The sequence below is a fragment of the Paracoccus sp. SJTW-4 genome (assembly GCF_047716885.1).
Lineage (GTDB): Bacteria > Pseudomonadota > Alphaproteobacteria > Rhodobacterales > Rhodobacteraceae > Paracoccus > Paracoccus solventivorans.
On the sequence record NZ_CP136681.1, the window covers coordinates 2,276,961 to 2,302,063 of the forward strand.

Annotated in this window: 27 protein-coding genes; 23 read left to right on the top strand and 4 right to left on the bottom strand. The window is 64.7% G+C overall.

Annotated features, from left to right (window positions below; translation table 11 throughout):
• Window positions 1–92: 92 nt before the first annotated feature.
• Together RSP45_RS11110 and RSP45_RS11115 are read right to left on the bottom strand one after the other, a co-directional pair.
• Window positions 93–3,395, bottom strand: a complete 3,303-nt coding sequence (locus tag RSP45_RS11110) for a DEAD/DEAH box helicase (RefSeq protein ID WP_143794787.1) — start codon at window positions 3,393–3,395, stop codon at window positions 93–95.
• A complete protein-coding gene (locus tag RSP45_RS11115; protein ID WP_058098282.1) occupies window positions 3,380–4,294 on the bottom strand; it encodes a hypothetical protein in 915 nt (304 codons plus the stop codon). Before RSP45_RS11115 ends, RSP45_RS11110 begins: the two co-directional genes overlap by 16 nt.
• Window positions 4,295–4,774: 480 nt before the next feature.
• On the opposite strand from RSP45_RS11115, the gene RSP45_RS11120 reads away from it, so the two are divergent.
• The 13 genes from RSP45_RS11120 (at window position 4,775) to RSP45_RS11180 (ending at window position 13,499) form a co-directional block, all read left to right on the top strand.
• Entirely contained in the window at window positions 4,775–5,731 is a 957-nt protein-coding gene (locus tag RSP45_RS11120) for an ArdC family protein (RefSeq protein WP_058098281.1), read from the top strand.
• Entirely contained in the window at window positions 5,728–6,123 is a 396-nt protein-coding gene (locus RSP45_RS11125) for a DUF2958 domain-containing protein (RefSeq protein WP_058098280.1), read from the top strand. The genes RSP45_RS11120 and RSP45_RS11125 overlap by 4 nt, the downstream gene beginning before the upstream one ends.
• A gap of 123 nt (window positions 6,124–6,246) precedes the next feature.
• The gene (locus tag RSP45_RS11130; RefSeq protein ID WP_058098279.1) at window positions 6,247–8,397 is read left to right on the top strand and encodes a ParB/RepB/Spo0J family partition protein; all 2,151 of its coding nucleotides are present in this window, start codon (window positions 6,247–6,249) and stop codon (window positions 8,395–8,397) included.
• Window positions 8,398–8,495: 98 nt separating this feature from the next.
• The gene (locus RSP45_RS11135) at window positions 8,496–8,972 is read left to right on the top strand and encodes a hypothetical protein (protein WP_058098278.1); all 477 of its coding nucleotides are present in this window, start codon (window positions 8,496–8,498) and stop codon (window positions 8,970–8,972) included.
• Window positions 8,973–9,043: 71 nt separating this feature from the next.
• Complete coding sequence (locus tag RSP45_RS11140; RefSeq protein ID WP_012092596.1) at window positions 9,044–9,310, top strand: DUF6117 family protein; 267 nt, start codon at window positions 9,044–9,046, stop codon at window positions 9,308–9,310.
• The gene (locus RSP45_RS11145) at window positions 9,307–9,603 is read left to right on the top strand and encodes a hypothetical protein (protein WP_012092597.1); all 297 of its coding nucleotides are present in this window, start codon (window positions 9,307–9,309) and stop codon (window positions 9,601–9,603) included. The genes RSP45_RS11140 and RSP45_RS11145 overlap by 4 nt, the downstream gene beginning before the upstream one ends.
• A gap of 424 nt (window positions 9,604–10,027) precedes the next feature.
• Window positions 10,028–10,192 (top strand): hypothetical protein, encoded by a 165-nt coding sequence (locus RSP45_RS11150; protein ID WP_166507195.1) that lies wholly within the window; start codon window positions 10,028–10,030, stop codon window positions 10,190–10,192.
• A 210-nt stretch (window positions 10,193–10,402) separates the two neighbouring features.
• Window positions 10,403–10,891 (top strand): DUF6878 family protein, encoded by a 489-nt coding sequence (locus RSP45_RS11155; RefSeq protein WP_012092608.1) that lies wholly within the window; start codon window positions 10,403–10,405, stop codon window positions 10,889–10,891.
• Between the two features lie 10 nt (window positions 10,892–10,901).
• On the top strand, window positions 10,902–11,282 hold the full coding sequence (locus RSP45_RS11160) for a DUF6915 family protein (protein WP_012092609.1): 381 nt from the start codon (window positions 10,902–10,904) through the stop codon (window positions 11,280–11,282).
• 39 nt (window positions 11,283–11,321) lie between these two features.
• Entirely contained in the window at window positions 11,322–11,690 is a 369-nt protein-coding gene (locus RSP45_RS11165) for a thermonuclease family protein (RefSeq protein ID WP_012092610.1), read from the top strand.
• A gap of 131 nt (window positions 11,691–11,821) precedes the next feature.
• On the top strand, window positions 11,822–12,379 hold the full coding sequence (locus RSP45_RS11170) for a hypothetical protein (RefSeq protein ID WP_143794786.1): 558 nt from the start codon (window positions 11,822–11,824) through the stop codon (window positions 12,377–12,379).
• 66 nt (window positions 12,380–12,445) lie between these two features.
• Window positions 12,446–12,862, top strand: coding sequence for a hypothetical protein (locus tag RSP45_RS11175; protein ID WP_012092612.1), 417 nt, complete (start codon window positions 12,446–12,448; stop codon window positions 12,860–12,862).
• Window positions 12,855–13,499, top strand: coding sequence for an antitoxin of toxin-antitoxin stability system (locus RSP45_RS11180; RefSeq protein WP_088233766.1), 645 nt, complete (start codon window positions 12,855–12,857; stop codon window positions 13,497–13,499). The genes RSP45_RS11175 and RSP45_RS11180 overlap by 8 nt, the downstream gene beginning before the upstream one ends.
• Before the next feature lie 17 nt (window positions 13,500–13,516).
• On the opposite strand, the gene RSP45_RS11185 is transcribed toward RSP45_RS11180, so the two are convergent.
• Complete coding sequence (locus RSP45_RS11185) at window positions 13,517–13,900, bottom strand: type II toxin-antitoxin system VapC family toxin (protein ID WP_058098141.1); 384 nt, start codon at window positions 13,898–13,900, stop codon at window positions 13,517–13,519.
• Window positions 13,897–14,154: a type II toxin-antitoxin system Phd/YefM family antitoxin gene (locus RSP45_RS11190; protein ID WP_058098140.1), complete on the bottom strand. Its 258-nt coding sequence runs from the start codon at window positions 14,152–14,154 to the stop codon at window positions 13,897–13,899. Before RSP45_RS11190 ends, RSP45_RS11185 begins: the two co-directional genes overlap by 4 nt.
• A 160-nt stretch (window positions 14,155–14,314) precedes the next feature.
• Here RSP45_RS11190 and RSP45_RS11195 point away from each other — a divergent pair, with 160 nt between their 5' ends.
• From RSP45_RS11195 to RSP45_RS11240, 10 genes are all read left to right on the top strand, one after another.
• A complete protein-coding gene (locus tag RSP45_RS11195) occupies window positions 14,315–14,737 on the top strand; it encodes an antirestriction protein (RefSeq protein ID WP_058098139.1) in 423 nt (140 codons plus the stop codon).
• A 158-nt stretch (window positions 14,738–14,895) separates the two neighbouring features.
• Entirely contained in the window at window positions 14,896–19,245 is a 4,350-nt protein-coding gene (locus tag RSP45_RS11200; protein WP_088233767.1) for a strawberry notch family protein, read from the top strand.
• Entirely contained in the window at window positions 19,245–20,288 is a 1,044-nt protein-coding gene (locus RSP45_RS11205) for a toprim domain-containing protein (RefSeq protein ID WP_058099097.1), read from the top strand. The genes RSP45_RS11200 and RSP45_RS11205 overlap by 1 nt, the downstream gene beginning before the upstream one ends.
• A 372-nt stretch (window positions 20,289–20,660) precedes the next feature.
• Window positions 20,661–21,596 (top strand): DUF2493 domain-containing protein, encoded by a 936-nt coding sequence (locus tag RSP45_RS11210; protein ID WP_058099096.1) that lies wholly within the window; start codon window positions 20,661–20,663, stop codon window positions 21,594–21,596.
• A gap of 160 nt (window positions 21,597–21,756) precedes the next feature.
• Window positions 21,757–22,173: a hypothetical protein gene (locus RSP45_RS11215; protein ID WP_058099095.1), complete on the top strand. Its 417-nt coding sequence runs from the start codon at window positions 21,757–21,759 to the stop codon at window positions 22,171–22,173.
• Between the two features lie 704 nt (window positions 22,174–22,877).
• The gene (locus tag RSP45_RS11220) at window positions 22,878–23,279 is read left to right on the top strand and encodes a single-stranded DNA-binding protein (protein ID WP_058099094.1); all 402 of its coding nucleotides are present in this window, start codon (window positions 22,878–22,880) and stop codon (window positions 23,277–23,279) included.
• A 232-nt stretch (window positions 23,280–23,511) separates the two neighbouring features.
• Window positions 23,512–23,763, top strand: coding sequence for a helix-turn-helix domain-containing protein (locus tag RSP45_RS11225; protein ID WP_058099093.1), 252 nt, complete (start codon window positions 23,512–23,514; stop codon window positions 23,761–23,763).
• Between the two features lie 93 nt (window positions 23,764–23,856).
• Entirely contained in the window at window positions 23,857–24,135 is a 279-nt protein-coding gene (locus RSP45_RS11230) for a DNA -binding domain-containing protein (protein WP_082658173.1), read from the top strand.
• A 70-nt stretch (window positions 24,136–24,205) separates the two neighbouring features.
• Window positions 24,206–24,556, top strand: coding sequence for a transcriptional regulator domain-containing protein (locus tag RSP45_RS11235; protein WP_238986825.1), 351 nt, complete (start codon window positions 24,206–24,208; stop codon window positions 24,554–24,556).
• On the top strand, window positions 24,513–25,019 hold the full coding sequence (locus RSP45_RS11240) for a DUF2285 domain-containing protein (protein WP_245728907.1): 507 nt from the start codon (window positions 24,513–24,515) through the stop codon (window positions 25,017–25,019). Before RSP45_RS11235 ends, RSP45_RS11240 begins: the two co-directional genes overlap by 44 nt.
• Window positions 25,020–25,103 lie beyond the last annotated feature (84 nt).

Here is a 25,103-nt window from a genome sequence, read left to right on the forward strand (position 1 = left end):
CGGCCGCACGACCGCACAGAGGCTAACTTCTGCTTTCCTTAGCCAGATTGATCGTACGGCAACAGGGATGCTTGAAAACTTGCCTGCTACACTCAGTCGTCGACCAGCAGCAGATACATCCGCATGCGATCCACCACCGCAGGGTACTCTTCCATGTTTGAGATCTCTGGCTCACGCTCGATAGTGGCGGAATAGGCCTGATGCGTCTGAACGCGGCTCAGAAAGCCGCGCTTGATGTCGCTAAAAGCGAGCTTGTTCGGGGTGTCGAAGCCGCGTCTGATCCCGGCTGCAAGGCAGTCAATGACAGAGACCGGCGTAGCCGTTCCGTCGGCGACGGCAGGTATCTCGCTTGCCGTGCGCGCGGCTAGACCGGCAGCGAAGGAAAGGCTGAGAGGCACTAGCTGAGAGACTAGCTCACGGGCACGCGGGCAAATCGCTTTTTCAGCGGGGTCGCCGCCGAGTTGTCTTTCGATTTCGCGCAAGGGTTCGCCGCATAGCCAGGCCAGAATGCCGGGTTCGAGGTTTCTTACGGCGTCGGCCGTCAGCGGTCCGTCCTTCTTGTTTCCGGTAGCGCCGAGAATTGCTCTACCATCACGGATCAGAATAGCATCGCGCGCATCCTGATCCTCTGCAAGCCAGTTGATGATCCAGGACGTCCAGTCCGGTATTGTCTGGGGTAGCCGTTCAATCTGATCCTCGATCCTTTGCCGCAGCGATTTGAGGATGCCGAGCGGCGCGCCGCTCTGGGTGGCAAGCTCCGCCAGGACCTGATCATCGGCCTCCTTCGCTCTCTCGCCGATAAGCTCGTTCAGTCGCGCGACTTTCGCATCGAACCCCGCTTTCTGATTGATCCTTATGGCCGTGAAGGCAGCCAGTGATCGTCCTATCGAAAAGCGCGTCGTTGCTTCGGTTTCTGCGCCTTCAGGCGCGACCGCAGTGGCTAGGCGGTTCAGGGCATACTCGACGTCGGGATCGGCAGCAGCCGCCACATTAATGCGATCAAGAATTGTCTGCAGGGGATCGCTCAGGGACAGGCAGCGGTCGTCCTCTGGCAGTACCGACTTCAGCTTGTCGAGCACCCCTTTTGGGAAGGCCCTACCTTGCCTGAATTGAAGCACGACTTCAGGGATCAGGAGCACGATGCCGTTGGCGAGGTGACCGGCGCGCCCTGCACGGGCCGCAGCATTCAGTATCTCGTGCGCGTCCAGGTCTTCACGCCCTCCTTCGTCCGGGTCGCTGCGCTTGTCCCCGGCAAGAATGGCAATATGAGCTGGAAGGTTCAGACCCTGCGCCAGCGTCGGTGTAGCAACGATGACTTTTGCCCCGTCGGCACGGCGGAACAAGCGTTCTGCCAGATCGCGCTCCAGCCTGAGCATCAGCGCATTGTGGGGCACGGCGGCAGCGGGACCGGCCAAGATCGCATGTTCCAGCCCGCCAAGCTCGATCTCCAGCGCCTTCCATCGCTCTTCTTCATCTTGCGTTTGCTCTGGCGGGTCGCCCAGCAGCGCCGAGATTTCACGCGCAGTGGACGCGGCAGTATCCTTGCGGTTGACGAAGACGATACCTTTCAGGCCGTTGCGCGCCGCAGCAGCCGCAACTTGCGCGGCGACCTTGTTTACATTCGGCGTCAGATAGATCGAACCATCCCGGTTGAGCTTACCGGTTAACGGGACCGGCGCATCGGAAATGGCCGCCAGGGTGCAGCTTGGCGCTGCACCGGCCAGCCAGTTGTGCTGAAGCCCGAAGAGAGCATGCGGCGGGCATTGCAGCGCTTCGGCAGCTGGTTTGCGCAGATGCTTTGCGCGCTTTTTCTTTCGGGCATCCTCCGCGCGCTGAACGGCGATCGCGTTGCGTCTCATCTGCACGATGGCGGCACTCTCATACAGCAGGACGCCGCGCGCCTGTCGGCTCGGCTTCCAAAGCGGATCGGCAAAAACACAGGTCCGACCGGTGAGCTCTTCAATCCACTCTGCGAATGCCGCGCCATTATCAAGCATCGCTGAAAGAAAAAGGAAATCGGCTTCCGGCGCGATGCTGTTGAAGGCAAGGACGCAGAACATTCCGTCCAACGCCCGGCGGAGATTCGATACGGGGCTGAGGAGATGACATTCGTCAAAGACCAGCAGCCCTACGTTTTCAAAAGCCTCGGGCGAATATGACAGAAGTGCAAGACAGCGCTCCGGCGTCATGACCTCGATGCTTTCGAAGTTGGTACCGGGAGCGAACAAGCGATCGAAATCGCTCGAAACAACCGAACCTTCCAGCGATTCCGGGAAGACCTTCTGCAGATCGTCGGTGAGTTGATCCACAAGCGCGTGAGTTGGAGCCAAGAACACAACCGACTTGCCGCTTGCCAGTACAGCAGCAATCTTCAGGCAAGAGACCGTCGTTTTTCCCGCGCCGGTCGGCAGAACGAGCACGGCGGACTTGCCGCTCTCGTGGAATCCTTTCGCTATGGCCTCCCTATGATTGGGCCAAGCGAAAGGTGCGGCATTCGCACGATGCCTCAGCCAGCTTCGCCAATAATCCCGATCTGAACCATTGGGCGGCTGCAGGCGTGTAACCGCCGCGCCCGCAATGGAGTCGTAGGCTGCCAGCAGCAGTGATGCGAGGTGACGTGGTCCCGGATAGGTGGTCTGAAAATTCTGGGACAAATCGCCGAGGCGCCCGTGCTCCAGCGAAGAGAGGGCCAACACGCGGGCGAACGTCGCCCTTGCGCCGTCGAACCGCCCTGCCGCCTTCTCGGGCATATCTTCTGCCAGAACTTCCGCAGCAAACAACTCGACACCGACGACAAGGCTCTCGAAGAGCGCCGTTGTCCCCCGCTGTTCAAGCAGTCCGCCGGAGAAGAACCCCTCCGGACGGCGCTGCGCGCGGTCAAGAATGCTCTGGAAATTGCCGCGCGCCAGGTCACGGATATCTTCGGCCAGAATGGTGCAGACATAGTCCTGCCCTCCATCTTCCGGCCTGATAAAGCGCGCGGCTTCGTGGGCGTCCGCATACTGCTCGGCCACCAGAAAAAGCACCGCCGCCGCGATCGCCGGATGGATGCGATCCCGATCCATGATGGCAACAGACCCGGCAGCATCGGTCTGCGCGAGGTCCTGCGCCAGAATTTGATGCGCCGTGCCGGCAACGAATGCCGCCGCTCTGCGGTGGTCGGCATCACGCCGGACGGACACAACGATCTCATAGGCGTCGGCAATACGGGCGAGAGGCCATTCGCCGTCAGCAGCGCCGTCACCCGCCGCCTCTTCAGCGCCATCGACGCGCCTCATTCTGCGGGCAGCCAGTTCTGCATACTGCGCTGTAAGCAATTGCGGCAGCTCGGCAGGATTCAGGCCTGGCAAGGCTGGCGCAGTACGCATGATTTCCGCTGTCACCGGATCGAACATTGGTGATCGTCCTCCCCGAGCACGTCAATGAAGGCGATCGCCCGACCGGCAATCTCGTCAAACCAGGTGCGCAGTTCCGAAGGCGGCAGGAATGTCGCCCCGATGCGCTGCGCCCCGGTGATCTTTTCAAGCCCCTCATATCCTTTGAACAAAGCTGTGCGTCCCGCCTCCGAGTCGTGGTCAGGGTTGATCGTCAATCCGGCGCGGTAGGCCCTGAATGCCATATCCAGTACGCGCCCTGCAGCCTCCATGACCGCTTCGTCGGGAATCCTGCCGTCAAGCAGCGAAGATGTTGCCGCCACCAGCTCCGAAGCCCTTTTGCCCGCATGGTAGTTTCGGAAGGCAGGCAGAACTTCGTCTCTGAATTTTCGCCGGGGGTCGTTCGAACATTTGTCTTCGAGAATTGTCGCGCGGACGACCGTTTCACCTTTTTCGTCCAGTTCGATCATGAGCCCGTCAAGACCCTGTGTCGTCGCGCTGATGTGCGGGTCTCTCATGAGCACGTTGGCGGCAGCACCCTGTCGGGCGGCGATCCAGGAGATCGCCTCGAAGATCAGACCGTCGCGATGCCATCGGTGAGCGTCCTGCTTTTCCGGCGTGTCTCCGGTCACGGTCAGACGCTGTTTCGCGTCGGAACGGAGCACGTCGATTGTCAAGGCCGGAACCGCTGGCTGCAGGTCCGCGATAATTCGCGCCGCGTGCTTCGCCTGTCCCATCGCGATGATCGCTATGAGCCGCGCTAGTAACTTGACATCACCGACCGTCCAGTGATCGCCGACACAGTGCTCGTTGACCTTGCACGCTGCCGTCGAAATCGCCGTTGGGGACGCAACTCCGGCCTCCGGCCCGGCCGAAACGGTTATCTTGTCGGGGCTGTCTATCTCATGGGCCTTGTTCATCTGGTTAAGACTCTCTTAGCAGCGGCGGCTGCATGCGCGTTCTTTTCAATGACAGTGCTGCGGATGTGCGACAACAACTACATGACTTTATTTGGTTTTACGTGAGAAACGTACTTCAAGTCGAGCAATCTGTTCTGTGAAGTGGCTCGAGGGGTAGCTCGCGATCGGGAACATCGGGAAGTTTGTGGTCATTCGCGCTCACGGCAACGAACGTCCGTTCTCCGCCCCTTCAATCGCTCAAGCCTCTGTTCGGACTGTCACACTATGCAGGCGCAGTGAACGACTACAAGGTTCATCATGGCTGAGATTCTCAGGTGGCAGGGAAAAGCCTTCCCCCTGGTCGGCACTGCGTTGCCGACGCACCCCCATCAGCGGGGAGACCCCGCAACGCCCCCTGAGAGTTCGAGTGCGGGCGGGTTTTCCGTGACGGGTTAAGGACTGGAGGAGTGGCCTCCGGCGCCCGTCGCGGAGATCATCCCGATGGCCAGACAGGACCGCGCCCGTGAAGGCGGCGCCCGCAGCAATCTTTACGACGACATCACCGGCAAGATCATCGCCGAGCTGGAGGAAGGACGGCTTCCCTGGGTCCAGCCTTGGGGGACTGCGGCGAAAGCGCCGCTTGCCATGCCGCGAAACGCCGCGACCTCGCGGCAGTATTCCGGGATCAATGTGCTGATCCTCTGGGGTGCCGTGGTCCAGAACGGCTATCCGACCCAGCATTGGCTCACCTATCGCCAGGCGGCAGCCCTCGGCGGCAATGTCCGTAAGGGCGAGCACGGCACGACGGTCGTCTATGCCGACCGCTTCACCCCGGAAGACGAGAAGCGCCGAGCCCGCGAGACCGGTGAAGAACCGGGACGCGTCCCGTTCCTGAAGCGCTTCACCGTTTTCAACACCGCGCAATGCGAGGGCCTGCCAGAAGATATTGCCGTGGAGGCGCCACCACCGCCGCCCGGTATGATCGAGCCGAAGGTCGAGGCACTGATCCGCGCGACCGGGATCGATTTCCGCATCGGCGGAGATCGCGCCTTCTATGTGCCGGCACTCGATTATGTGCAGGTGCCGCCGCCGGCCGCCTATTTCGAGCCGATTAACTGGCACCGGACGGCGCTGCACGAGATGGGGCACGCCACCGGCCATGCCTCGCGCCTGGGGCGGGATTTCTCGGGCAGTTTCGGCACGAAGAAATACGCCTTCGAGGAGCTGGTCGCCGAGATGAACGCGGCATTCTGCTGCGCCTCGCTTGGTATCGTGCCGACCGTGCGCCATGCCGACTATATCGGCTCCTGGCTGGAGGTGCTGCGCGAGGACAACCGCGCCATCGTCCGCGCAGCTTCTCAGGCCAGCAAGGCGGCCGACTGGCTGCTGTCGCATCTGCCCGACGAAGATGCCGGGGAGCCGGTTCCGGCTGCAATCGAAGGGAGGGTCGCGGCATGATCCTTTTGACCGGAACACAGCGCGACCGGCTTCTGGCCAATGGTCGCCAACGTGATGTGGATCACATCCCCGTCGTGAAATTCTTCAACCCCTTCGGCGCGGGCGTCTGGCTCGCCACTGAGCTGGATCAGGGCGGCGACATCATGTTCGGCCTGGCCGATATCGGCTACCCCGAACTTGGCTCGTGGAGCCTGGAAGAGCTGCGCAGGGTCCGATTGCCCTTCGGCATGGGGATCGAGCGGGATCTGCTCTTCACCGGGGATTTCCCGATCTCGGTCTGGGCGGAGGCTGCGCGGGAAGCCGGCAGCATCCGTGCGGCGGAGCGAGCCCTCTACCGCGCCGGTGCGGCATTCACCTGCACATCCGCAGATACGGAAAGCCAGGATTCCTGATTTCCGGCTGTCGGCTTTGTGGCCTGGCGTCGCGCTCTTCAGAGGAAGAGGGCGGCGCTTCGCTTCGTGACGGGTTGGAGGTCGAGAGAGAGGCTCCCGGCCGCCCGTCGCGGAGAAACCACCATGGCCAAAGCTGCCAGGAAGAAGCCCGTCGCCCCGATGATCGTCTTTTCGCGGGCGCGCGACATTCCGTTCAACCGCATCAGGCTGTCGGACAGCAATGTCCGCGAGACCGATGTCGAGGCGGGTCTGGACGAACTTACCCATGACATCGACCGGCGCGAGGATCTCGTGCAGGGTCTCAATGTCCGCGCCATCCTCGACGAGGACGGCAATGAGACCGGCGAGTTCGAAACCCCGGCCGGCGGCCGCCGCTACAGGTCCATCGCGCGCCTTGTCGAGGCCGGTCGCTTCCCGGCCGAAGGGCTCGTGCCCTGCATCGTCAAGAAGGCCGACGCCAAGACCTCGGCCGTGGACGACTCGCTGGCCGAGAACCTGCTGCGCCTCGCCCTGCATCCGCTCGACCAGTTCAAGGCGTTCAAGCGGATGTTCGACATGGGCATGTCGAAGGAGGAGATCGCCGACGCATGGCGGACCACCCCGCGCTACATCATGCAGCGTCTTCGCCTCGCCACCGTTGCGCCGACGCTGCACGACGCCTATGCGCGCAACGAGATGACGCTGGCGATGCTGGAAGCCTTCACCGTCAACCCCGACCACGAGCGCCAGCAGCAGGTCTGGGAGCGCATCAGCACGTCGTGGCAGAAGGAACCCTGGCAGATCCGCAACATGCTGACCGAGACCACGGTTCCGGCCGCCGACAAGCGCGCCCGCTTCATTGGCGTTGACGCTTACGATGCGGCGGGTGGCCCGGTGCTGCGCGACCTCTTCTCCGAGGAGAACGGCGGCTGGTTGCAGGACGTCACGCTTCTCGACCGGCTGGTCGACGAGAAGCTGCGCACCGTCGCCGACGAGATCGCCGGTCAGGGCTGGAAGTGGATCGACGCGGCAGTCGAGCTGCCCTACGGCCACACCAACGGGTTGCGCAGGCTGGTCGGCGTGACCCAGGAACTGACCGACGAGGAACGCGCCACCCGAGAGGCGCTGCGCGACGAGTATGACGAACTCGAAGCGCAGTATGCCGAAGCCGACGAGCTGCCCGATGAGGTCGATCAGCGGCTCGGGGAAATCGAAGCCGAGCTGGAAGCCTTCGAGAATCGGCCTGTCACCTTCGCGCCGGAAGACATCGCTCGTGCCGGTGTCTTCGTCAGCATCGGCCGCGATGGCGAGTTGATCGTCAGCAACGGCTACGTCCGCTCCGAGGACGAACAACCCGAGACCGTCGATGGCGAGGATGCCACCGAGGGTGCGGACCCGTCCGATCCCGATGCGGTGCAGCGCGCGGTCATCACCGTCGGCGGCGAGCCCGTCCCGGACGCCGATGAAGAGGATGACGATGCCGTCAAGCCGTTGCCCGAGCGACTCGTGACCGACCTGACCGCCTGGCGGACGCTGGCGCTGCGCAATGCGCTTGCCAAGAATCCGCGCGTCGCCATGACGGCGCTGCTGCACAAGCTGGTTCTCGATACTTTCGAGCGCACCGCCACCTCGGGAACCAGCCTCTATGCCGCCGTGCGTCACATCTATCTTCCCACGGATGCGACCGGGCTCGCTGACAGCGCCGCCGCGAAGATGATCGACGAGCGCGCGGACGCCTGGCGGGGGGACATTCCCTCCGGTGATGACGACCGGCTCTGGGACTGGATCGACGGTCTCGACGATGCCAGCCGCCTGGCGCTGCTTGCGCATTGCGTCAGTTTCGGCGTCAACGCGCTCTACGAGCGGCCCAACCCCTATTCGGGGAATGGCATCTCGCAGCACGGTCTCGACCGCCGCATGGCCGAGGCCGAACGGCTGGCGCAGGCCACCGGCCTCGACCTCGTCGAAGCGGGCTGGAGGCCAACGGTCGAGAACTATCTGGGCCGCGTGACCAAGACCCGCATCATCGAGGCGGTGCGCGAGGGTGCCGGCGATCGCGCGGCCGATCTCATCGCGCATCTCAAGAAGGGCGACATGGCGAAGGAGGCCGAACGGCTCCTGGCCGATACCGGCTGGCTGCCGGAGCCGCTGCGCCCCGCCATCGAGGCGCAGGCCGTGGATGGCGCGACCGATCAGGACGAGGACAGCGTGGCGCTGCCCGACTTCCTCGCCGGTGGCCATGAGGACACGGCCGAGGCCGCCGACGATCCGGAGGCCCTCGTCGCCGCCGAGTGACGCGAATCAGCGGGGCGGCCTCCGTCGCCCCGCATTCCATCCCTTCCATCTCAAGGCCCGGCATCTCGCCGGGCCGCTTTCGTTTCAGGAGCAAGATCATGTCCGCTTCCCTCATCTTCGACATCGTGCCGCTCGGCTCGCTCGTGGCCTACAGCGACGGCCAGCCGAAGCCGCCCGCACGTTTCACCAAGAAGCTCGCCGCGTGGAAATCCCGCAACGGGGCCGGTCGTCTCGTGCGCAAGGAACCGGGCCGCGAGCGCCCGACCTACACGACCACGCCGTCCTTCACCCTGCATGAAGGCGATTTCGGCGAAGGCGGCATCATTCTTATCACCGTCATGCGCAGCTACGGCATCGACAGCGATCTGAGCTTCCGGGTGATCGAACGCCCGAAGATCGGTCAAGTCCGCGTTGTGCAGGATGTCGGAGAGAACGTCGAATTGCTGCACCTCGCGGAGAACCACGAGGCGGCCGAACTCTGGCTAGCCAGGAACGGCTACACCCGCGCGCGCCTCGAGGAGATCACCGCCGACGAGGCAGGCGCCGACGCCGTCGAGGGTCGAGCTGCCGCGTGACGTTCGCCGATCCCGTTCATCCGGCCCGCTTGTCCCGTGACGGCGGGCCTTCTTCGTTTCAGGAGAACACAATGGCCATTCCCGATCCCGTTCGAACGAACTTCGACACTCTGCTTCGTGCTGCCGATGACGGCAATCTCGCCCTTATGGAATGCCTCGACGCCGCGACCCGTGAGACACGCTATGTCCTGTGCGCGGTCGGCCGCGACGGGGGTGATTACGTCTTCACGCCGTTCGGCCATCTCGCAAGCGGCAACCCCTATGACGCCTATCTGCCGCCGGATCCCGACGATCCTGCCGGCTTTGTCGAGAAGGCCGAAGATGGGGGCGCATCATGATGACGGTCGATGAAATCTTCGCCGATGACCGCCGCAATCCGCCATCGGAGCGCTCGCTTCCCTGGGAGGAAACCCGCAACGGCGTCACCGTCATCGTGGAACCGAAACCGCATTGGGCCGAGGACATGCGCGCCTTCCGGCTCGATGCCCGCGAATACTGCCGCTATGCCGACTGGACGGCCCATGGCGCCCGGACGCGCTTTTTCGGTCATATCGACACCTCCGGCGACGATGTGATGATGAAGGCCCGCGCCATGATCGCCCGCGAAATCGCCGATGGGTTCTGGGACTGACCGGCCCTGAAAGCCGAACCTTGCACACGGGGCTATCGGGTATCGCTGCACAAGCAGCGATGGATCGAGTTCGAGCTTCACCATTGCGCCAACTCCTTGGTGTTGTGGGGGCAACGGGTTCCGTCCCCGGCCTGAAACACACCCTGAATATCCGCCGGCAACGAGGCTGGCGCAGCAAAGCATCTGCGACGGGTTTCCGGCACCGGCTCGACGCAAAGCACCATCCCCCGCTTCCATTCGCTAACCTTGGTCCGACCGTCTCTTTGCATTCAACCCCGGTGGGGTCGGCTTACGCGCGCGTGCCGCCCTCGGGGATTCGGAAAGAATCCGAACGCCCGAGGGTGATTGCAGATCCGGTCAGACACTTCGGGCGCCTGTCGCGCGGGGGATGGTCCCCCGCCTCCAAAGACAGGAGCCGGAACCCATGTCCTACGCAGATGCCACCGCTTTCGCCGCCAGCCTCGCCACCACGCTGATGGTCGTGATCGTCGTGTTCCAGGCCGGGGACGGCACCCACGGCGCCATGCCCGCCGACGAGTTCGACGGCGACGAAGAGATGGTGAAGCTCGAACTCGATCCCTTCGGCTGAGGCGCGAAAGCGCCTCCGCCCGACGGCCCGGCCCGCGTCAGGCGCAGCCGGGCCTTGTGCCATGCGCAGGCTGCGCATCGCCAGCGGCGGTGCCGAGGCCTCGCCTCGGCTCTGGAAAGGGAGAGTTGGGCCGGGATCGGGGCGAGCCTGGCGGAAGGAGAGGAGAGCGCCGCCGGGCCATATCATCCCGCTCTCCTGGAGGATCATCCAATGACCGATACCGACAAACCAGCCACGCCGGAATTCGACATGGCCGCCAGCGTCGCGCGCTTCTTCGCCGAGCGCGATGAGCGCAACCGTCGCGCTGAAGCGGTCCGTCCCGACAACAAGACGGCGCTGTTCGATGCGCTGGCCGCCGCAGGCATCACTCTCGTGACCGTCACCTTCGACGGTTCTGGCGACAGCGGCCAGATCGAGGACATCACCGCGCAATCGGACGACCGGACCGTGGACCTGCCGCAGGGCGAGATCACCATTGCCACGGTGGCATGGGGAACCGACAAGGTGACCGCAATCTCAATGGGCGTTGAGGCGGCCATCGAACAGCTCGCCTATGACTTCCTCTCGGAAACCCATGGCGGCTGGGAGAACAATGATGGCGCCTATGGCGAGTTCAGCTTCGATGTGGCGGCGCGCACCATCACGCTCGACTACAACGAGCGCTACACCGCCACCGAATTCTACAGTCACGAGTTCTGAGGGGGCGGAAATGGCACATCCCTATCATCATGCGCTCTCGTCGGTGAAGAAATGGGGCGGCACGGTCGAGGATTACTTGCCCATCCATAGCTGGTTCGATGCCAGCAAGGAGATCCTGGCCGATTTTCGTCATCGCGCGCTTCGCCACCATGCCGAGGGCATCTTCATGGCCGAGACCATTTTCGGGGCGACGATCACCCTGTCCACCGGCAGGGTGATCCCGGCCCGATGGGTCGGGGAGCAGCATGTCCGCGAGGATCTGGGCCGTATCCCGTCCTTCGCCGATTGGGCGCGGGCAATCCACCCGGCGCCTTGGATGGGGCGGACGCAGCGGATCGAGGCGGAGGTCGATCCGCATTGCGTCAATGGCCGACTTCAGGAAGAAGTCTGAGCAGTCGCGTCAGCCTCCCCCTTATGAAAGCCTCTTGCCATGCTCAGCCATATCGTCATCTCCGTCCTGCTCTGCACGGCTTCCTGCGAGCCGGCGGAAATCCGCGTCTGGGACGGTGACTCGATCCGGCTGGGTATGGGACAGCAGTCCGAAGCTGTTCGGATATTCAACATCGACGCTCCCGAAATGGAGGGCCGCTGCATCCATGAAACCGACCTTGCCCGGCAAGCGAAGATCAGGCTGGCGGAAATCCTGCAAGGTCGGCGGGTCGAAATCCTGCGTCAGGGGACCGACCGCTATGGCCGGACCCTGGCGGCGATACGCGTCGAAGGCCGCGATGTCGGCGATATTCTCGTCGATGAAGGGCTGGCGAGAACCTGGGCCGGGCGGCGTGAGCCCTGGTGCTGATCGCCGGATCGTCCCGCCGAGGTGCGGGACGATCCACCGTCGGGACGGGAGAGTAAGAGTGCGGGCCGGTTGGCCGTGACGGATTGTGAGGCGGGAGAGGGGCTTCCGCCGTCCGTCGCGGAGCATTCCCCATGAGCCTTTCCCACCACACCACTTTCGCCTCGATCGGCGAAATTGTCGCGCGACAGATCCTGCCCCGGCTGCGTCACGCCCAGAAGCTGCCTCTGTGCATCTCCTGCATCGGTATCGCCAGCGATGACGAAAACGATGACGTCGGCCGCTTAGACCGCACGCTCGTCATCGGGCAGTGCCAATCCCCCGAAGAGGCGATGACCATCGCCAGCCAGCGCGTTGGGCGCGGTGATTTCCGCGCTGGACAGGGCGATGCGCTGCGCTTTCGCCCCCGCGTCATGGTCATTCAGGACAAAGAACTGGGCCTTGTCCTTGCCGGTCAGGTCCGGGCCGGGAGCGTGCTCTGGCAGCACCCGGTCGCGTCCGACGCCGAGGCCCGCCGCATCGTCACGGAGGCCAGCCGTCTGCGGGGCATGGCCTTCACGGCATCCGGGCGCGGCGATGCAGTATCCGCTCGTGATCTCCGCCACCGCGCCAACCTGCTCGAGGCGCGGCTGGTCGATCCCTTCTGGCGCGAGACGACTGCCGATCTGGTTCGGCTGCCACAAGCCGCCTGACCTGTTGCCCATTCCCACCCATTCGGCCCGGCCCCGCGCCGGGCTTTCTCGTTTCAGGAGCCTGTCATGGCCGACTACTTCACCCATTTCTCCTGCCTGCTCGACGTGGGCAGCCCCGAGAACGCCGCCCGCGCGCTTGATCTCTACAACGCGCTGGCGCGTGAAAACGCCGCCGAAGATCCGCCCTCGGACGGCTTCATGCTTTCGATCCAGCCCGAACATGGCGGCACCCAGCTCTGGATGCGCGATGACGGCACCGGCGATCCCGAGCATGTCATCCAGTTCGTCAAACGCTGTGCCGCCGCGTTCGGCCTGACCGGGCTATGGGGGATGCAATACGCCAATACCTGCTCACGTCCGAGAATCGACGGGTTCGGGGGCGGCGCGCATGTCCTCGACCTCGCCACCGGCGAGACGGTGGACTGGATCTACACCGACGGTTGGCTTTCCACCGTTCTGGACGGGGGCGACCCCAATGCCTGACGTCATCGAAACCACGGTCTATCGGCTCGACGAGCTTTCCGAAGCCGCGAAAGACAATGCCCGCGCCTGGTATCGCGAGGGCGGCTTCGACTACGATTGGTACGATGCCGTCTATGAGGATTTCCGGCGGATCGCGGACATCCTCGGCATCCGCATCAAGACCCGCACCGTCCGCCTCATGGGCGGCGGCGTGCGACAAGAGCCTTGCATCTGGTTTACGGGCTTCTGGTCGCAGGGCGATGGCGCCGCGTTCGAAGGCCACTATTCCTATCGCAAAGGCACGGCGGCGGAAATCCGTGCCTATGCGCCGAAGGATGCGGAGCTGCACCGCATCGCGGATGCCCTACATCAGGCGCAACGCCGCAACTTCTACCAGTTGACGGCCGAGACGACCCATCGGGGGCGATACTATCACGAATACTGCATGGCGATCTCGGTCACCCGCGACAGCCCGACAGGGCAGGGCATGACCGCCGATGCCGAGGAGACCGTCATCGAGGCATTGCGCGATCTCGCGCGTTGGCTCTATCGCCAGCTTGAGCGCGACTACGATGACCTGACTTCGGATGAGGCGGTCGATGAGGCCATCGGTGCCAACGAATACAGCTTCACAGTTGATGGGAATCGCTTCGGCTAAAGCCCGGCTTTCCGGGGTTACAGTACCGACCGCAGGTCCGTCCGTGAGAAATCATCGCCGACAAAGAGCAACGGACAGCCGCGCTCGCTCGCGACCTCATAGGCGAAGCAATCGCCGTAGTTGAGACCGGCGGGATGAACGCCCTTGCCCCAGCGGGCATAGGCTTCGGAGATCCTGCGTGCCGAAGCCTCCGTGACGGAGACGACCTCGAACCCAAGGCCCTCGATCAGGGCGGCAATCTCTTCCCCAACATTGCGGCGCCCGGCCACGATCAGCGTCTCGGCCACGGTTCCGGCCGAGATCAGCAATCCGTCCGCCGCCTCGATCGCCGCCATGCAGGTCTCGGCCTGCGGCTCGTCCAGCACGATCGCCATCAGCGCCGAGGTGTCGACGACGATCACGCCGGCATCCCGTCATCACCATAGAGGAAGTCCTGACTGCGCGCGGCATCGGCGCCGGGCAGTGCCTTGCCCCGCGCCGTGGCCCGGACCCGCTCCATCAGCGCACGCCGGCCTTTCGGGGTCGCTGCGACAGCAACCCGCACGAGGCGGGCGACCTCATGGCCCCGCCGGGTCAGGATCACCTCGTCGCCGGCCTCGGCGCGTTTCACCAGTTCGGTGAGCTGCCCTTTCGCCTCGGTGACAGAAACCCTCATCGCACATCGCTCCAGATGTTCTCCGCTATCCTGCCAAGATGGTCCATAGAATGGTCCATTTCAAGCCCCCAGAGCGAGAGGAGGGCCGGGAGAGGGTGCCTCCGGACGGGTTGAGAGAGGGTCGTCCGGCTGCCGTCCCTTTCCCTCCAGGAGACCGATCATGGCTTTGCCCGAACTTGCTTCTCAATCCGCAACCCGTGTCCCCGACGCGCGCCGCATGAAGTTCCTGCCGCGCCTTTTCGGCCGGCGCCTGCTCATCATCGGCGAGCATGCCGTCTTCCGATTCATGGAGATCCTCAGCCCCGCCGATTACGGCGGCGGGCTCTGGGATTTCTACGAACGCGCCGGCCAGCCGCTCTATCTCGCGCCGACATCAAAGCCCCGTTACCTCCTGTTCTGCGAAGGCAACGGTTTCGAGGGCGAGGTCTCATGCGATGCGGCTGGGATCATCGCCACGCTCTTCGCCTTCTCGCATCTTTCCTTCCGCTACGATGACGACGAACTCGCCGAGGGCTATGGCCGTCTCTACGAACATGCCGCCAATCACCCGGAGGCGGCGGCGATCTTCCAGGCCATCGACTGAAACCCACAAGCGCCCAGCCTGACGGTCGGGCGCTTGTTTCATGCCTGCTTTCGCCACGGCTTCAGAGCGAGAGATGGGCCGGAAGGGGTTTGAGCCGGTGCGGTCGAGAGAGAGCGCTGCCCGGCTTGATCCTGACTTGCTCTCCCGAGGAATCCCCGATGAACATGATTTCCGCATCCGCGGCGGCATCCGCCACCGCGCCGCTTCCGCGCGACCACGACGCCGAGACCGCAGCCCGCATATTCACCGCTGCCGGCCTACTGCTGCCGCATCTGGAGCGCGGTCAGCGCGTCGATGCCGCCACGCTGCGCGGCGCGATGGAAGCGGGTTTCGGCGCTTCCGATGCCACCGGCGCCTGGACCTGGAAGCTGGCCTATGATGCCTGCGAGGCTGCGACCGTCCTCTTCCTGCGCAAATACGGCAATGTGCTTTTCCGTAAAGCCGCCTCGAAGTCGGCGATCCTGCCGCAGCTCGGCAAGATCTCCGGGCTTCTGCCGACGCATACGCGCCGCTCGGAAGAAGCGCAGACCTTCCAGCAGTTCTCCACCCCGATCCTGCTCGGTTTCGCGGCGGTCACGGCGGCGGCGATCACGCCTGCCGACCGTGTGCTGGAGCCCTCGGCCGGCACCGGGCTCCTCGCCATCCTGGCCGAGATCGCCGGCGGCACGCTTCTCGTAAATGAACTGGCCGAGATGCGCGCCGGCCTGCTTTCCTCTCTCTTTCCGGCCCTTTCCGTTACCCGCTTCGACGCGGCCCAGATCGATGACCATCTCGATCCCTGCCTTGTCCCGACCGTCGTGCTGATGAATCCACCGTTCTCGGTCATGGCCAATGTCGAGGGGCGCATGCGTGACGCCGCCTTTCGCCATGTCGCTTCGGCGCTGGCGCGTCTTGCGCCCGGCGGACGGCTCGTGACCATCACCGGCGCGAGCTTCGCCCCCGATAATCCGGCGTGGACCGCCTCCTGGACCCGGCTGCAGGAACGCGGTCGCGTCACCTTTTCCGCCGCCATCGACGGCTCGGTCTATGCCAAGCAAGGCACCACTGTCCCGACCCGGCTCACGGTCATCGACAAGCTGCCGGCCGAAGATGCGGCGGTGTTTCCGGCAGCGCCTGGTGTCGCGCCGGACGTGGCCACGCTGATCGCCTGGCTAGCCGACCTGCTTCCCACGCGGCTGCCGGTCGATCCCGGCCTGACGGTGCCGGTCGCACGACCCACCGCGCCCCGCACCGTGCGCGGCTACGTCAACCGCGCCGCGCGATCCGCGCCCGCCGCGCCCCTTGCGGAACCGGAGGCCGTGCCGGTCGCCTACGAGACCGTGGATTGGGAACCGGCCGAGGGCGGCGGCCTCTCCGACGCGATCTACGAGGAATACGGGCTTCAGACCATCCGCATCGACGGGGCGCAGGCGCATCCTACCCAGCTCGTGCAGTCGGCCTCGATGGCGAGCATCGCGCCGCCGAAGCCCAGCTATCGGCCGACGCTTCCCAACGACATTCTCGGCAAGCTGTCCGAGGCGCAGCTGGAGACCGTGATTTATGCGGGCGAGGCCCATGGGGGCTTCCTCGCCGGGGGCTGGACGATCGATGACACGCTCGACAATCTCGCCGCCGCGCCGGAGGATGCCGAGGGAGCAATCCGTTTCCGTCAGGGCTTCATGATCGGCGACGGCACCGGCGTCGGCAAGGGTCGGGAATCCGCCGCCATCATCCTCGACAACTGGATGCAGGGGCGGCGTAAGGCGATCTGGATCTCGAAATCCGACAAGCTGTTGGAGGACGCGCAACGTGACTGGTCGGCGCTCGGCATGGAGCGGCTGCTGGTCACGCCGCTGTCGCGATTCCCGCAAGGCAAGCCCATCACGCTGAACGAAGGCATCCTGTTTCTAACCTATGCCACGCTGCGCTCCGACGACCGGGGGACAAGGGTTTCCAGGGTCAAACAGATCGTCGAATGGTTGGGCACAGACTTCGATGGGGTGGTGATTTTCGACGAGGCGCATGCCATGGCCAATGCCGCAGGAGGCAGGGGAGAACGCGGCGATGTCGCCGCCTCGCAGCAGGGCCGTGCCGGGCTGCGCATCCAGCATGCGCTTCCCGATGCCCGAGTCGTCTATGTCTCGGCCACCGGCGCCACCACCGTCCACAATCTCGCCTATGCGCAGCGGCTCGGTCTCTGGGGCGGCGAGGATTTCCCCTTCTCGACCAGGGCGGAGTTCGTCGAGGCGATCGAGGCCGGCGGCGTCGCGGCGATGGAGGTGCTGGCCCGCGACCTGCGGGCGCTTGGCCTCTACACCGCCCGCTCGCTGTCCTTCAAAGGCGTGGAATACGAGTTGCTCGACCACGAACTGACCCCTGAACAGGTCCGCATCTACGACAGCTATGCCGATGCCTTCGCCATCATCCATAACAATCTCGATGCGGCGATGCAGGCCGCCAACATCACCGGCGGCGAGGGCGGGTCCGGCACGCTGAACCGGCAGGCCAAGTCCGCCGCCCGCTCGGCCTTTGAGAGCGCCAAGCAGAGGTTCTTCGGGCACCTGTTGACGTCGATGAAAACCCCGACGCTGATCCGGTCCATCACGGCCGATCTGGAAGCGGGACATTCTTCCGTCATCCAGATCGTCTCGACCGGCGAGGCGCTGATGGAACGGCGGCTGGCAGAGATCCCCACCGAGGAATGGGGCGATCTGAAAATGGACCTGTCGCCGCGCGAATATGTCCTAGATTACCTTGCCCATTCCTTCCCGGTCCAACTCTACGAGCCGTTCACCGACAGCGAGGGCAATCTGTCCTCGCGCCCGGTCTATCGTGATGGCCAGCCGGTCGAGAGCCGCGAGGCCGCGGCCCGGCGCGACGAGATGATCGCAAGCCTCGCCAGCCTGCCGCCGGTTCCCGGCGCGCTCGACCAGATCATCCAGTATTTCGGGACCGACACGGTGGCCGAGGTCACGGGTCGTTCGCGCCGTATCGTCCGCAAACGCAGCGTCACCATCGACTGGCTCGTCGTGGAAAGCCGCGCCGGTTCGGCCAACCTGGCCGAGACGCAAGCCTTCATGGACGATCAGAAGCGCGTGCTGGTCTTTTCCGATGCGGGCGGCACGGGCCGGTCGTATCACGCCGAACTGTCGGCGAAGAATACCCGGCTGCGTGTCCACTATCTCCTCGAAGCCGGGTGGAAGGCGGACGCCGCCATCCAGGGCCTCGGCCGCACGCATCGCACCAACCAGGCACAGCCGCCACTGTTCCGACCGATCTCGACCAATGTGAAGGCCGAGAAGCGCTTCCTCTCGACCATCGCCCGCCGTCTTGACACGCTGGGCGCGATTACGCGCGGCCAGCGCCAGACCGGTGGTCAGGGCCTGTTCCGCCCGGAAGATAACCTGGAATCGCATTACGCCCGTGACGCGCTGCGCCAGCTTTATCTCCTGCTGGTGCGCGGCAAGGTCGACGGCTGCTCACTGGAGCGGTTCGAGGCTGCCACCGGGTTGAAGCTGATGGATGCGAACGGCATCAAGGACAATTTGCCGGCCATCACCACCTTCCTCAACCGGCTGCTGGCGCTGACCATCGAGCTTCAGGGCATCCTCTTCACCGCCTTCGAACAACTTCTGACCGCCCGCATCGAGGGCGCCATCGCCTCCGGCACCTATGACGCCGGGCTGGAGACCCTGCGCGCCGAGAGCTTCGTAGTGACGGATCGGCAGGTGATCTACACGCACCCGCGCACCGGGGCCGAGACCAGCCTGCTGACCATCACCGAACGCAGGCGCAACCGCCCGGTGACGCTCGACGCCGCGCTGGCGGAACTCGACGATCCCCGCGCCAGGCTGCTGATCAACGAGCGCTCAGGCCGGGCAGCGGTGCAGATCCCCACCACCAGCGTGATGTTGGACGATGGCGAGATCGAGCGCCGCGTCCGGCTGATCCGGCCGATGGAAGCGCAGAACGTCCAGGTCAGGATGATGCGCGAGACCCATTGGGTCGAAGCCGACAGGGATGCCTTCGCATCGGCCTGGGAAGCCGAAGTCGCGGAGGTGCCGGAGTTCGCCGAGTCCACCTTGCACATGGTGACGGGCCTGCTGCTACCGATCTGGAAGCGGCTGCCGAACGACTCCACTCGCGTCTATCGGCTTCAGTCTGACGCCGGCGAGCGCATCATCGGCCGCAAGGTCTCCCCGGCTTGGGCGGCCAATGCGACCGAGACCGGCATCACCTCGGTCTCGCCGGACGATGCCTTCGCGGCGCTGCTGGAAAGTCGGACCATCCTCGATCTCGCTGAGGGCCTCCAGCTTCGCCGGGTCCGGGTCATGGGGGCAAACCGGATCGAGCTGTCGGGTTTCACCGACACCATGCGCCAGCGCCTCACGGCCTATGGGCTGTTCCACGAGATCATCTCCTGGAAGCTGCGCATGTTCGTGCCGGTCGATGCCAGCGGTCCGGCGATCCTCGGGAAGCTCTTCGACCGCTGGCCGGTCGAGCGCATCGGCGAGCGGGAGGCAGCCTGATGCCCAGGCACGACGCATCCGAACTGGCGATCCGCCTTGGCCGAGAGGCCGAGGCGGTCTGCCGCCACTACCTGTCGTCCGGCCACCGCGCCGGGCGATACTGGCTGGTCGGTGACGTGCAGAACACCCCAGGACGCTCCATGTTCGTGCGACTGACCGGCCCGGAATCCGGCAAGGGTGCGGCGGGCAAGTGGAGTGACATGGCGACGGGAGAGCATGGCGACCTTCTCGACGTCATCCGCGAGGCGCTCGGCCTCGCCGATTTCAAGGACGTGGCTGAGGAAGCGCGCCGCTTCCTCGCCCTCCCGCATCCCGAACCGGCAAAGACGAGAGCGCCGACCGACAGCACATCCGGCGCGGCACCCGGTTCGCCTGAAGCGTCGCGGCGGCTCTTCGCCATGGCGCAGCCGATCCACGGCACCCTTGCTGCGATCTACCTCAACCGGCGAGCGATCACCACGCTCGAAGGCACCACCGCGCTGCGCTACCATCCCCGGTGCTATTACAGGCCCAACGAGCATGCGCCCACCGAGATCAGGCCGGCGGTGGTCGCCGCCGTCACCGATCTCACCGGCCACCAGACCGGCGCGCATCGCACATGGCTCGCCCCGGACGGTTCCGGCAAGGCGCCTGTCGAGACACCGCGGCGGGCGATGGGCGACCTTCTCGGCCACGCGGTCCGCTTCGGCATCGCCGATGAGGTGCTCGCCGCCGGCGAGGGCATCGAGACCGTGCTGTCGCCGCGCCAGGTCCTGCCCCGCATGCCGATGCTGGCGGCGCTTTCGGCCGCTCACCTCGCCGCCATCCTGTTCCCGCCGTCGCTGCGCAGGCTCTATGTCCTGCGCGATCGCGACCCGGCCGGGGACGGTGCAAGAGACCGACTGGCCGCCAGAGCAGCCGATCTCGGGATCGAGGCGGTCTCGCTCATGCCGCGCGAGGGCGATTTCAACGATGATCTGCGACGCCATGGCGCCGATGCCCTCGGGGCGGCCTTGAAGGATCAGCTTCATCCCGAAGACGTCCGCCGTTTCATGGAAGGGTGAGGGTGTGATCGGCCCCGGAGGCTCGGTCCGGCTCGGCCTCTGCCGGTTTCGTTCGCTTGGCATCGGCAGGTGCATCCACCGCCGGAGAGTCCCGCACCCACGGCCTTCGGAGAGGGCGATCGGCGCACAAACGGGACGGGCAGGCAATGGCCGGGAGCGACTAATTTCCGCCGGCGGGGAGCCACCCCACGCGACAGGTCGCGTGGGGACCCCGTCTCTGGCCCCGCCTTTGCATCGCGAAAGGCAAATTAGCCGCACCCGGCCATCAAGGCCCTCGCCGAGCGGGCGAGGGCTGTCAACCCGTCCCGCCCGTGCGCTTCGACGCCTGCGAAGGCCGCGATGGGCGCGGTCTCCAGACGAAGGACGCAACCGATGACGTTTGATCCCGAATATGCAGGGGCCGAGCCGGTCCACACCTCCTCCCAGACCGATCACGCCCTCACCGAACTCCAGCTCTACGGCTGGCGCCCGTTCCAGGACGAACCTGATCCCCGGCCGCTCCCCGAGGGCAATACCGTCGCTGTAGCCGTCACAGACATCTTCGACGCCCTTGTGGCGACGCTCAGTGACACCCGTCTCGAACCCGATCTCGAAGAGCTGCTCTGGGGGGCCGCCAATCTCTTCCACCGCGCCACCAGCCGGGTCGAACGCGATCTAGACGCCAACGAGCAGGCGCAGCGCCGGATGCAGCGGGAACAGGACGGCAGCGAGGTGAAGTCGGTCGAACTCGAACGCCTTACGGCCGAGGGGCAGACCCTGATTGAACGGCGCGCCAGCATGGAACTCTTCCGCGACCTCGCCGCCGAGGCTTTCGAGCACCACACCGGCAGCGCCTGGCGGCCGCGCACCGGCTCGATGGTCAACCATCGCAACCTGACTGCCGCGATGATCGACTCCAGAGACTTCCTTGCCGCCAAGCGCCGGGCCGAGACCGAGGTGATGCTGCCCGCCGGCCCTAAGGTGGCCGTGACCGGCGGCGCCGACTTCAACGATCACCGCCTGATCTGGGCGAAGCTCGATCAGGTCCATGCCAAGCACCCCGACATGGTGTTGCTGCACGGCGGGTCGCCGAAGGGAGCCGAACTGATCGCCTCCCGCTGGGCCGATCACCGCAAGGTGCTTCAGGTCGCCTTCCGGCCCGACTGGACCAAGCACGCCAAGGCCGCGCCGTTCAAGCGAAACGATGCCATGCTGGACGTGCTGCCGGTCGGCGTCCTCGTCTTCCCCGGTACCGGGATTCAGGAGAATCTCGCCGACAAGGCCCGCAAGCTCGGCATCCCGGTCATGAAGTTCGACGGCGGGGCGTAAGTCCCGCCGCCTGGCGGCTTTAAGCCGCCGAACCTTGACAGAAAACGCCGCCGCGCCTTTGATGGAACATCCTTGCAGAACCGGCGAAGCAGCATAGTCGCAGGCGGAGCGTATCTCCCGGCAGCCTGTCGTGATCCCCAACCGTTCTCTGGAGGTTTCCATGACGCTGATCCTGCTCGCCATCTCGCTCAGCATCGCGGCCTGTGTGATCGCCTACAATCTGGCGATCTATGCCTTGCCCGTCATGGCGGCGATCACGACCGCGCAATATGCCTGGGGCGCGGGGGCCGGTGTCGTGATGTCTGGCCTCATGGCCATCGGTGCCGCTTTGCTCTCGATCGCCCTTGTGATCCTGGTTCTTGGCTTCGCGAGGAACCCGGCCCTGCGGCTCATTGCGCTCGCTCTCTTCGCCGTGCCCGCCGTCATCGCCGGCTATGCCCTTGTCTATGGCATCACCAAGAACGCCATCGACTCGGGGCTGGTTCTCAACCTGCTCGGCGGCATGGGCGGCCTTGTCATCGGCATCTCGGCCATCGTCAATCTGAACGCCCTCGGCGAGTCGGTGTTCTCGCGCTGAAACGGCGGACGCGATCAGCCACTTCTGAGGAAGACTGGCAGCTTGCGCCATCGGGCGACGGTCGTTCCATCAAAGACGGAAAGTCGGTCCGACGCAGCATGTCACCATCGCACCCGGTCTGCTTCGCCCGGCTCTGGAAATGGGACATCGGTGCGTACCCGCAGTCCCGTGCGGTCGATGCCCCGCTGCATCGGTCCACGTCGTTTCGTGGGGCCTCCGCGAACACCTTCCTTGCCCCTTCACGATGCTGTGGGACCGAGCCTTTGGCCGATGAAGCAGGACGGTGTCATAGCGGGCATGAGAACCCGATAGCCTGTTCGATCACATCGCGGATGACAGGGCCTTCCGGCGGCGGACACGACGTTGACCGGCAAAGACGGTTGAACGAGTGCCATGCCGGTGGTCTCGGTTCGCAGGGGGCCTGCCTGGCCGCTGTCGCCAGCAAGGACGATGGTTCTGCTGTGCGTCCCCGATCTGCTTTCGAAAGCACCATCCCTCCGCCTGACTGATCCCCTAAGTCCGTTCGGCTTCCACCAGCAACCCCCGCGGCTCCCAGCCGTGTTGCCGCGCAAGCGCGGCTGCCCGCCCCACCTGGGGCCTTGGGGGCAAGCTGCAGCAAGGGCGGCAGTTGCAGGAGTCTTCCGACGGCCTTGGCCGGGTCTCGTCGGAGGGACGGTCCCTCCGAGGAGCAACGGAGACCTACAATGCAGAACATCGTCATCCTCGCCGGCAACATCGGCCAGGCCCCCGAAACCCGCACCACCCAGGGCGGCACCGGCATCACCCACTTCACCCTGGCCACCTCGCGCCCCCGCTATTCGGAAGGCCGCGTCCTGCGCGACGAGAACGGCTATCGGGTCCAGGACACCGAATGGCACCGCATCACCTGCTTCAACGGCCTCGGCAAGACGGTCCAGCAGCATTGCGACAAGGGCATGAAGGTTCTGGTTCGCGGCCGCATCCACTACACGAAATGGACCGATGCCGCCGGGGTCGATCGCTACGGCTGCGAGATCATCGCCGAGACGGTCGATTTCCTGAGCCGGGCGAAGCAGACCGAGAACGACGACGGCAAGTTCATCGACGACGATGACATTCCGTTCTGATCGGGAACCCGAGGCCCGGCGGCGCAAGCCGCCGGGTTTCTCCCCTGTCTCAACGGATCGCGCCCGCCGCCTCTGGCAAGGTCCAGCGACCGAATCAGACGGGCATGGACGAGGGCGTCGCCTCTCTATCCATGATAATTGCACCTGAATTTCGGCTGGCGCTCATAGCAAGAACGACTATTATAGTCGTAGTTCTGGAGTGCGTGCATATCCCGGTGGGAGGTGATCATGTATGATCACCGCTCGCCAATCACGGGCTGCGCGCGCGTTACTGGGATGGACACAGGAGACGCTCGCCGACAAGGCCCAGGTCGCATTGACCGCACTCAAACGCCTCGAATCCCAAAGCGGGCTCGAGGTGTTCGAGTCCACCCGCGACCAGGTGCGCCGCGCTCTCGAAGCGGCCGGGATCGTTTTCCTGTCGACAGATAAGGGCGAGGGCGTGTTGCTGCAACACAATGGAGCCAACACCGACAAACGGTGAAATAGCGGCCAGCGTGATGTCAGGTTCTCGTCAAAAGGAATGGCTATCTTCCGCCGAAGATGGTTAACAAATACGTTACCCGAACGTGAGCGAATGATGGGCCGCGCGACACAGACATATCTCGACACACCACCGTCCAGCCAGACGCTGACGTCTTATGATCGCGAGCACATGAAGCTCTACATGCGCCTTCTCGATGCCGAGCGTGATGGCGCCGATTGGCGCGAAGCTGTGCAGGTTCTCTTTGGCCTCGATCCAGAGTGCGATCCCGACCGCTGCCGCTCCATCCATGATACTCATCTCGCTCGCGCGCATTGGATGACCGAACACGGCTACCGCGAACTGGTCCGCGAAAGTCAGCGCAAGACCTGACCCGTGATGCGTGCCGCGCATCACCTGTTGACCAGCGCCTGACTTCCGAAACGCAACTCATGCGGGAATCTTGAGCCTTCCCTATTCGTTTGAGTGGATTCGGGAGGCCGCGATGACCCCTGACGCATCGACCTGGCGTTCTTCGGCGCAATACGACCATCTGGATGAACTGACGGCATCCGATCTGGCCTGGGAATGGCTGCGCCGCAATGACGATTATGACGCAGATTTTGAAGCCTCGATTGCCGACCAAGGAGACCCCCAACCGCTGACCGAACGGATCCGGCAGCGCTGGGGGTTGCGATTTCCCGGTCGATCCGCTGGTCCCGCCGCCCGATGCGCCGGTCTTCTGGCTCCCAGCGGAGGACACAAGTGTGGTGGTGCTGACCGAAGTCCCTTTGGAACTTGGCGACAGCACTGACGGCGCTCCGCTGAACTGGCGCCTCGACTTCTCGGTCGAGAACGCTGGCGCAGAGTTCCACGTCCCGCTTGGCAATGGGCAGAAGCTCCAGATCTTCGACGGCGCCATTAAGGGGGACGCGATCGCGGTCGCCGTCGTCCCTCTCAGCCTCGCCGGTTTCGACCGGATCGAGGCCATTCAACGCTTCCTTTCCGCCCTGCATGGTCGCGCGATCCCGCCGGATACACGCATGACACGCCAGCAACGCGCGCGCCTCCGACGGATGCTGCGGGCCTTCGATGGCCATCGGGCTGGTGCCACGCAGCAGGAGATCGCGCGGGTTCTTCTGAACACCGGCCGGCTTGACCGGGACGAATGGCAAGCATCCTCGGCCCGTCATGCCATCAAGGCACTCCTGCGCGATGCCCGTGCAATGGTCGCCGGCGGTTATCGGAAACTCCTTCGTCATCGCCGCCCACGATAGCGCGGGTTTGCGCCGGCAACAGCCACTTCGTTGCGCCCGTCGCGGGCGCGTGGCTCTTCGGTGCCACGCTGCTATACAAGATCA

Excerpts from the sequence above, each read along its gene's own strand:
- RSP45_RS11110 (WP_143794787.1), bottom strand. The coding sequence starts at position 3,395 with ATGTTCGATCCGGTGACAGCGGAAATCATGCGTACTGCGCCAGCCTTG.
- RSP45_RS11115 (WP_058098282.1), bottom strand. The coding sequence starts at position 4,294 with ATGAACAAGGCCCATGAGATAGACAGCCCCGACAAGATAACCGTTTCG.
- RSP45_RS11120 (WP_058098281.1), top strand. The coding sequence starts at position 4,775 with ATGGCCAGACAGGACCGCGCCCGTGAAGGCGGCGCCCGCAGCAATCTT.
- RSP45_RS11125 (WP_058098280.1), top strand. The coding sequence starts at position 5,728 with ATGATCCTTTTGACCGGAACACAGCGCGACCGGCTTCTGGCCAATGGT.
- RSP45_RS11130 (WP_058098279.1), top strand. The coding sequence starts at position 6,247 with ATGGCCAAAGCTGCCAGGAAGAAGCCCGTCGCCCCGATGATCGTCTTT.
- RSP45_RS11135 (WP_058098278.1), top strand. The coding sequence starts at position 8,496 with ATGTCCGCTTCCCTCATCTTCGACATCGTGCCGCTCGGCTCGCTCGTG.
- RSP45_RS11140 (WP_012092596.1), top strand. The coding sequence starts at position 9,044 with ATGGCCATTCCCGATCCCGTTCGAACGAACTTCGACACTCTGCTTCGT.
- RSP45_RS11145 (WP_012092597.1), top strand. The coding sequence starts at position 9,307 with ATGATGACGGTCGATGAAATCTTCGCCGATGACCGCCGCAATCCGCCA.
- RSP45_RS11150 (WP_166507195.1), top strand. The coding sequence starts at position 10,028 with ATGTCCTACGCAGATGCCACCGCTTTCGCCGCCAGCCTCGCCACCACG.
- RSP45_RS11155 (WP_012092608.1), top strand. The coding sequence starts at position 10,403 with ATGACCGATACCGACAAACCAGCCACGCCGGAATTCGACATGGCCGCC.
- RSP45_RS11160 (WP_012092609.1), top strand. The coding sequence starts at position 10,902 with ATGGCACATCCCTATCATCATGCGCTCTCGTCGGTGAAGAAATGGGGC.
- RSP45_RS11165 (WP_012092610.1), top strand. The coding sequence starts at position 11,322 with ATGCTCAGCCATATCGTCATCTCCGTCCTGCTCTGCACGGCTTCCTGC.
- RSP45_RS11170 (WP_143794786.1), top strand. The coding sequence starts at position 11,822 with ATGAGCCTTTCCCACCACACCACTTTCGCCTCGATCGGCGAAATTGTC.
- RSP45_RS11175 (WP_012092612.1), top strand. The coding sequence starts at position 12,446 with ATGGCCGACTACTTCACCCATTTCTCCTGCCTGCTCGACGTGGGCAGC.
- RSP45_RS11180 (WP_088233766.1), top strand. The coding sequence starts at position 12,855 with ATGCCTGACGTCATCGAAACCACGGTCTATCGGCTCGACGAGCTTTCC.
- RSP45_RS11190 (WP_058098140.1), bottom strand. The coding sequence starts at position 14,154 with ATGAGGGTTTCTGTCACCGAGGCGAAAGGGCAGCTCACCGAACTGGTG.
- RSP45_RS11195 (WP_058098139.1), top strand. The coding sequence starts at position 14,315 with ATGGCTTTGCCCGAACTTGCTTCTCAATCCGCAACCCGTGTCCCCGAC.
- RSP45_RS11200 (WP_088233767.1), top strand. The coding sequence starts at position 14,896 with ATGAACATGATTTCCGCATCCGCGGCGGCATCCGCCACCGCGCCGCTT.
- RSP45_RS11205 (WP_058099097.1), top strand. The coding sequence starts at position 19,245 with ATGCCCAGGCACGACGCATCCGAACTGGCGATCCGCCTTGGCCGAGAG.
- RSP45_RS11210 (WP_058099096.1), top strand. The coding sequence starts at position 20,661 with ATGACGTTTGATCCCGAATATGCAGGGGCCGAGCCGGTCCACACCTCC.
- RSP45_RS11215 (WP_058099095.1), top strand. The coding sequence starts at position 21,757 with ATGACGCTGATCCTGCTCGCCATCTCGCTCAGCATCGCGGCCTGTGTG.
- RSP45_RS11220 (WP_058099094.1), top strand. The coding sequence starts at position 22,878 with ATGCAGAACATCGTCATCCTCGCCGGCAACATCGGCCAGGCCCCCGAA.
- RSP45_RS11225 (WP_058099093.1), top strand. The coding sequence starts at position 23,512 with ATGATCACCGCTCGCCAATCACGGGCTGCGCGCGCGTTACTGGGATGG.
- RSP45_RS11230 (WP_082658173.1), top strand. The coding sequence starts at position 23,857 with ATGATGGGCCGCGCGACACAGACATATCTCGACACACCACCGTCCAGC.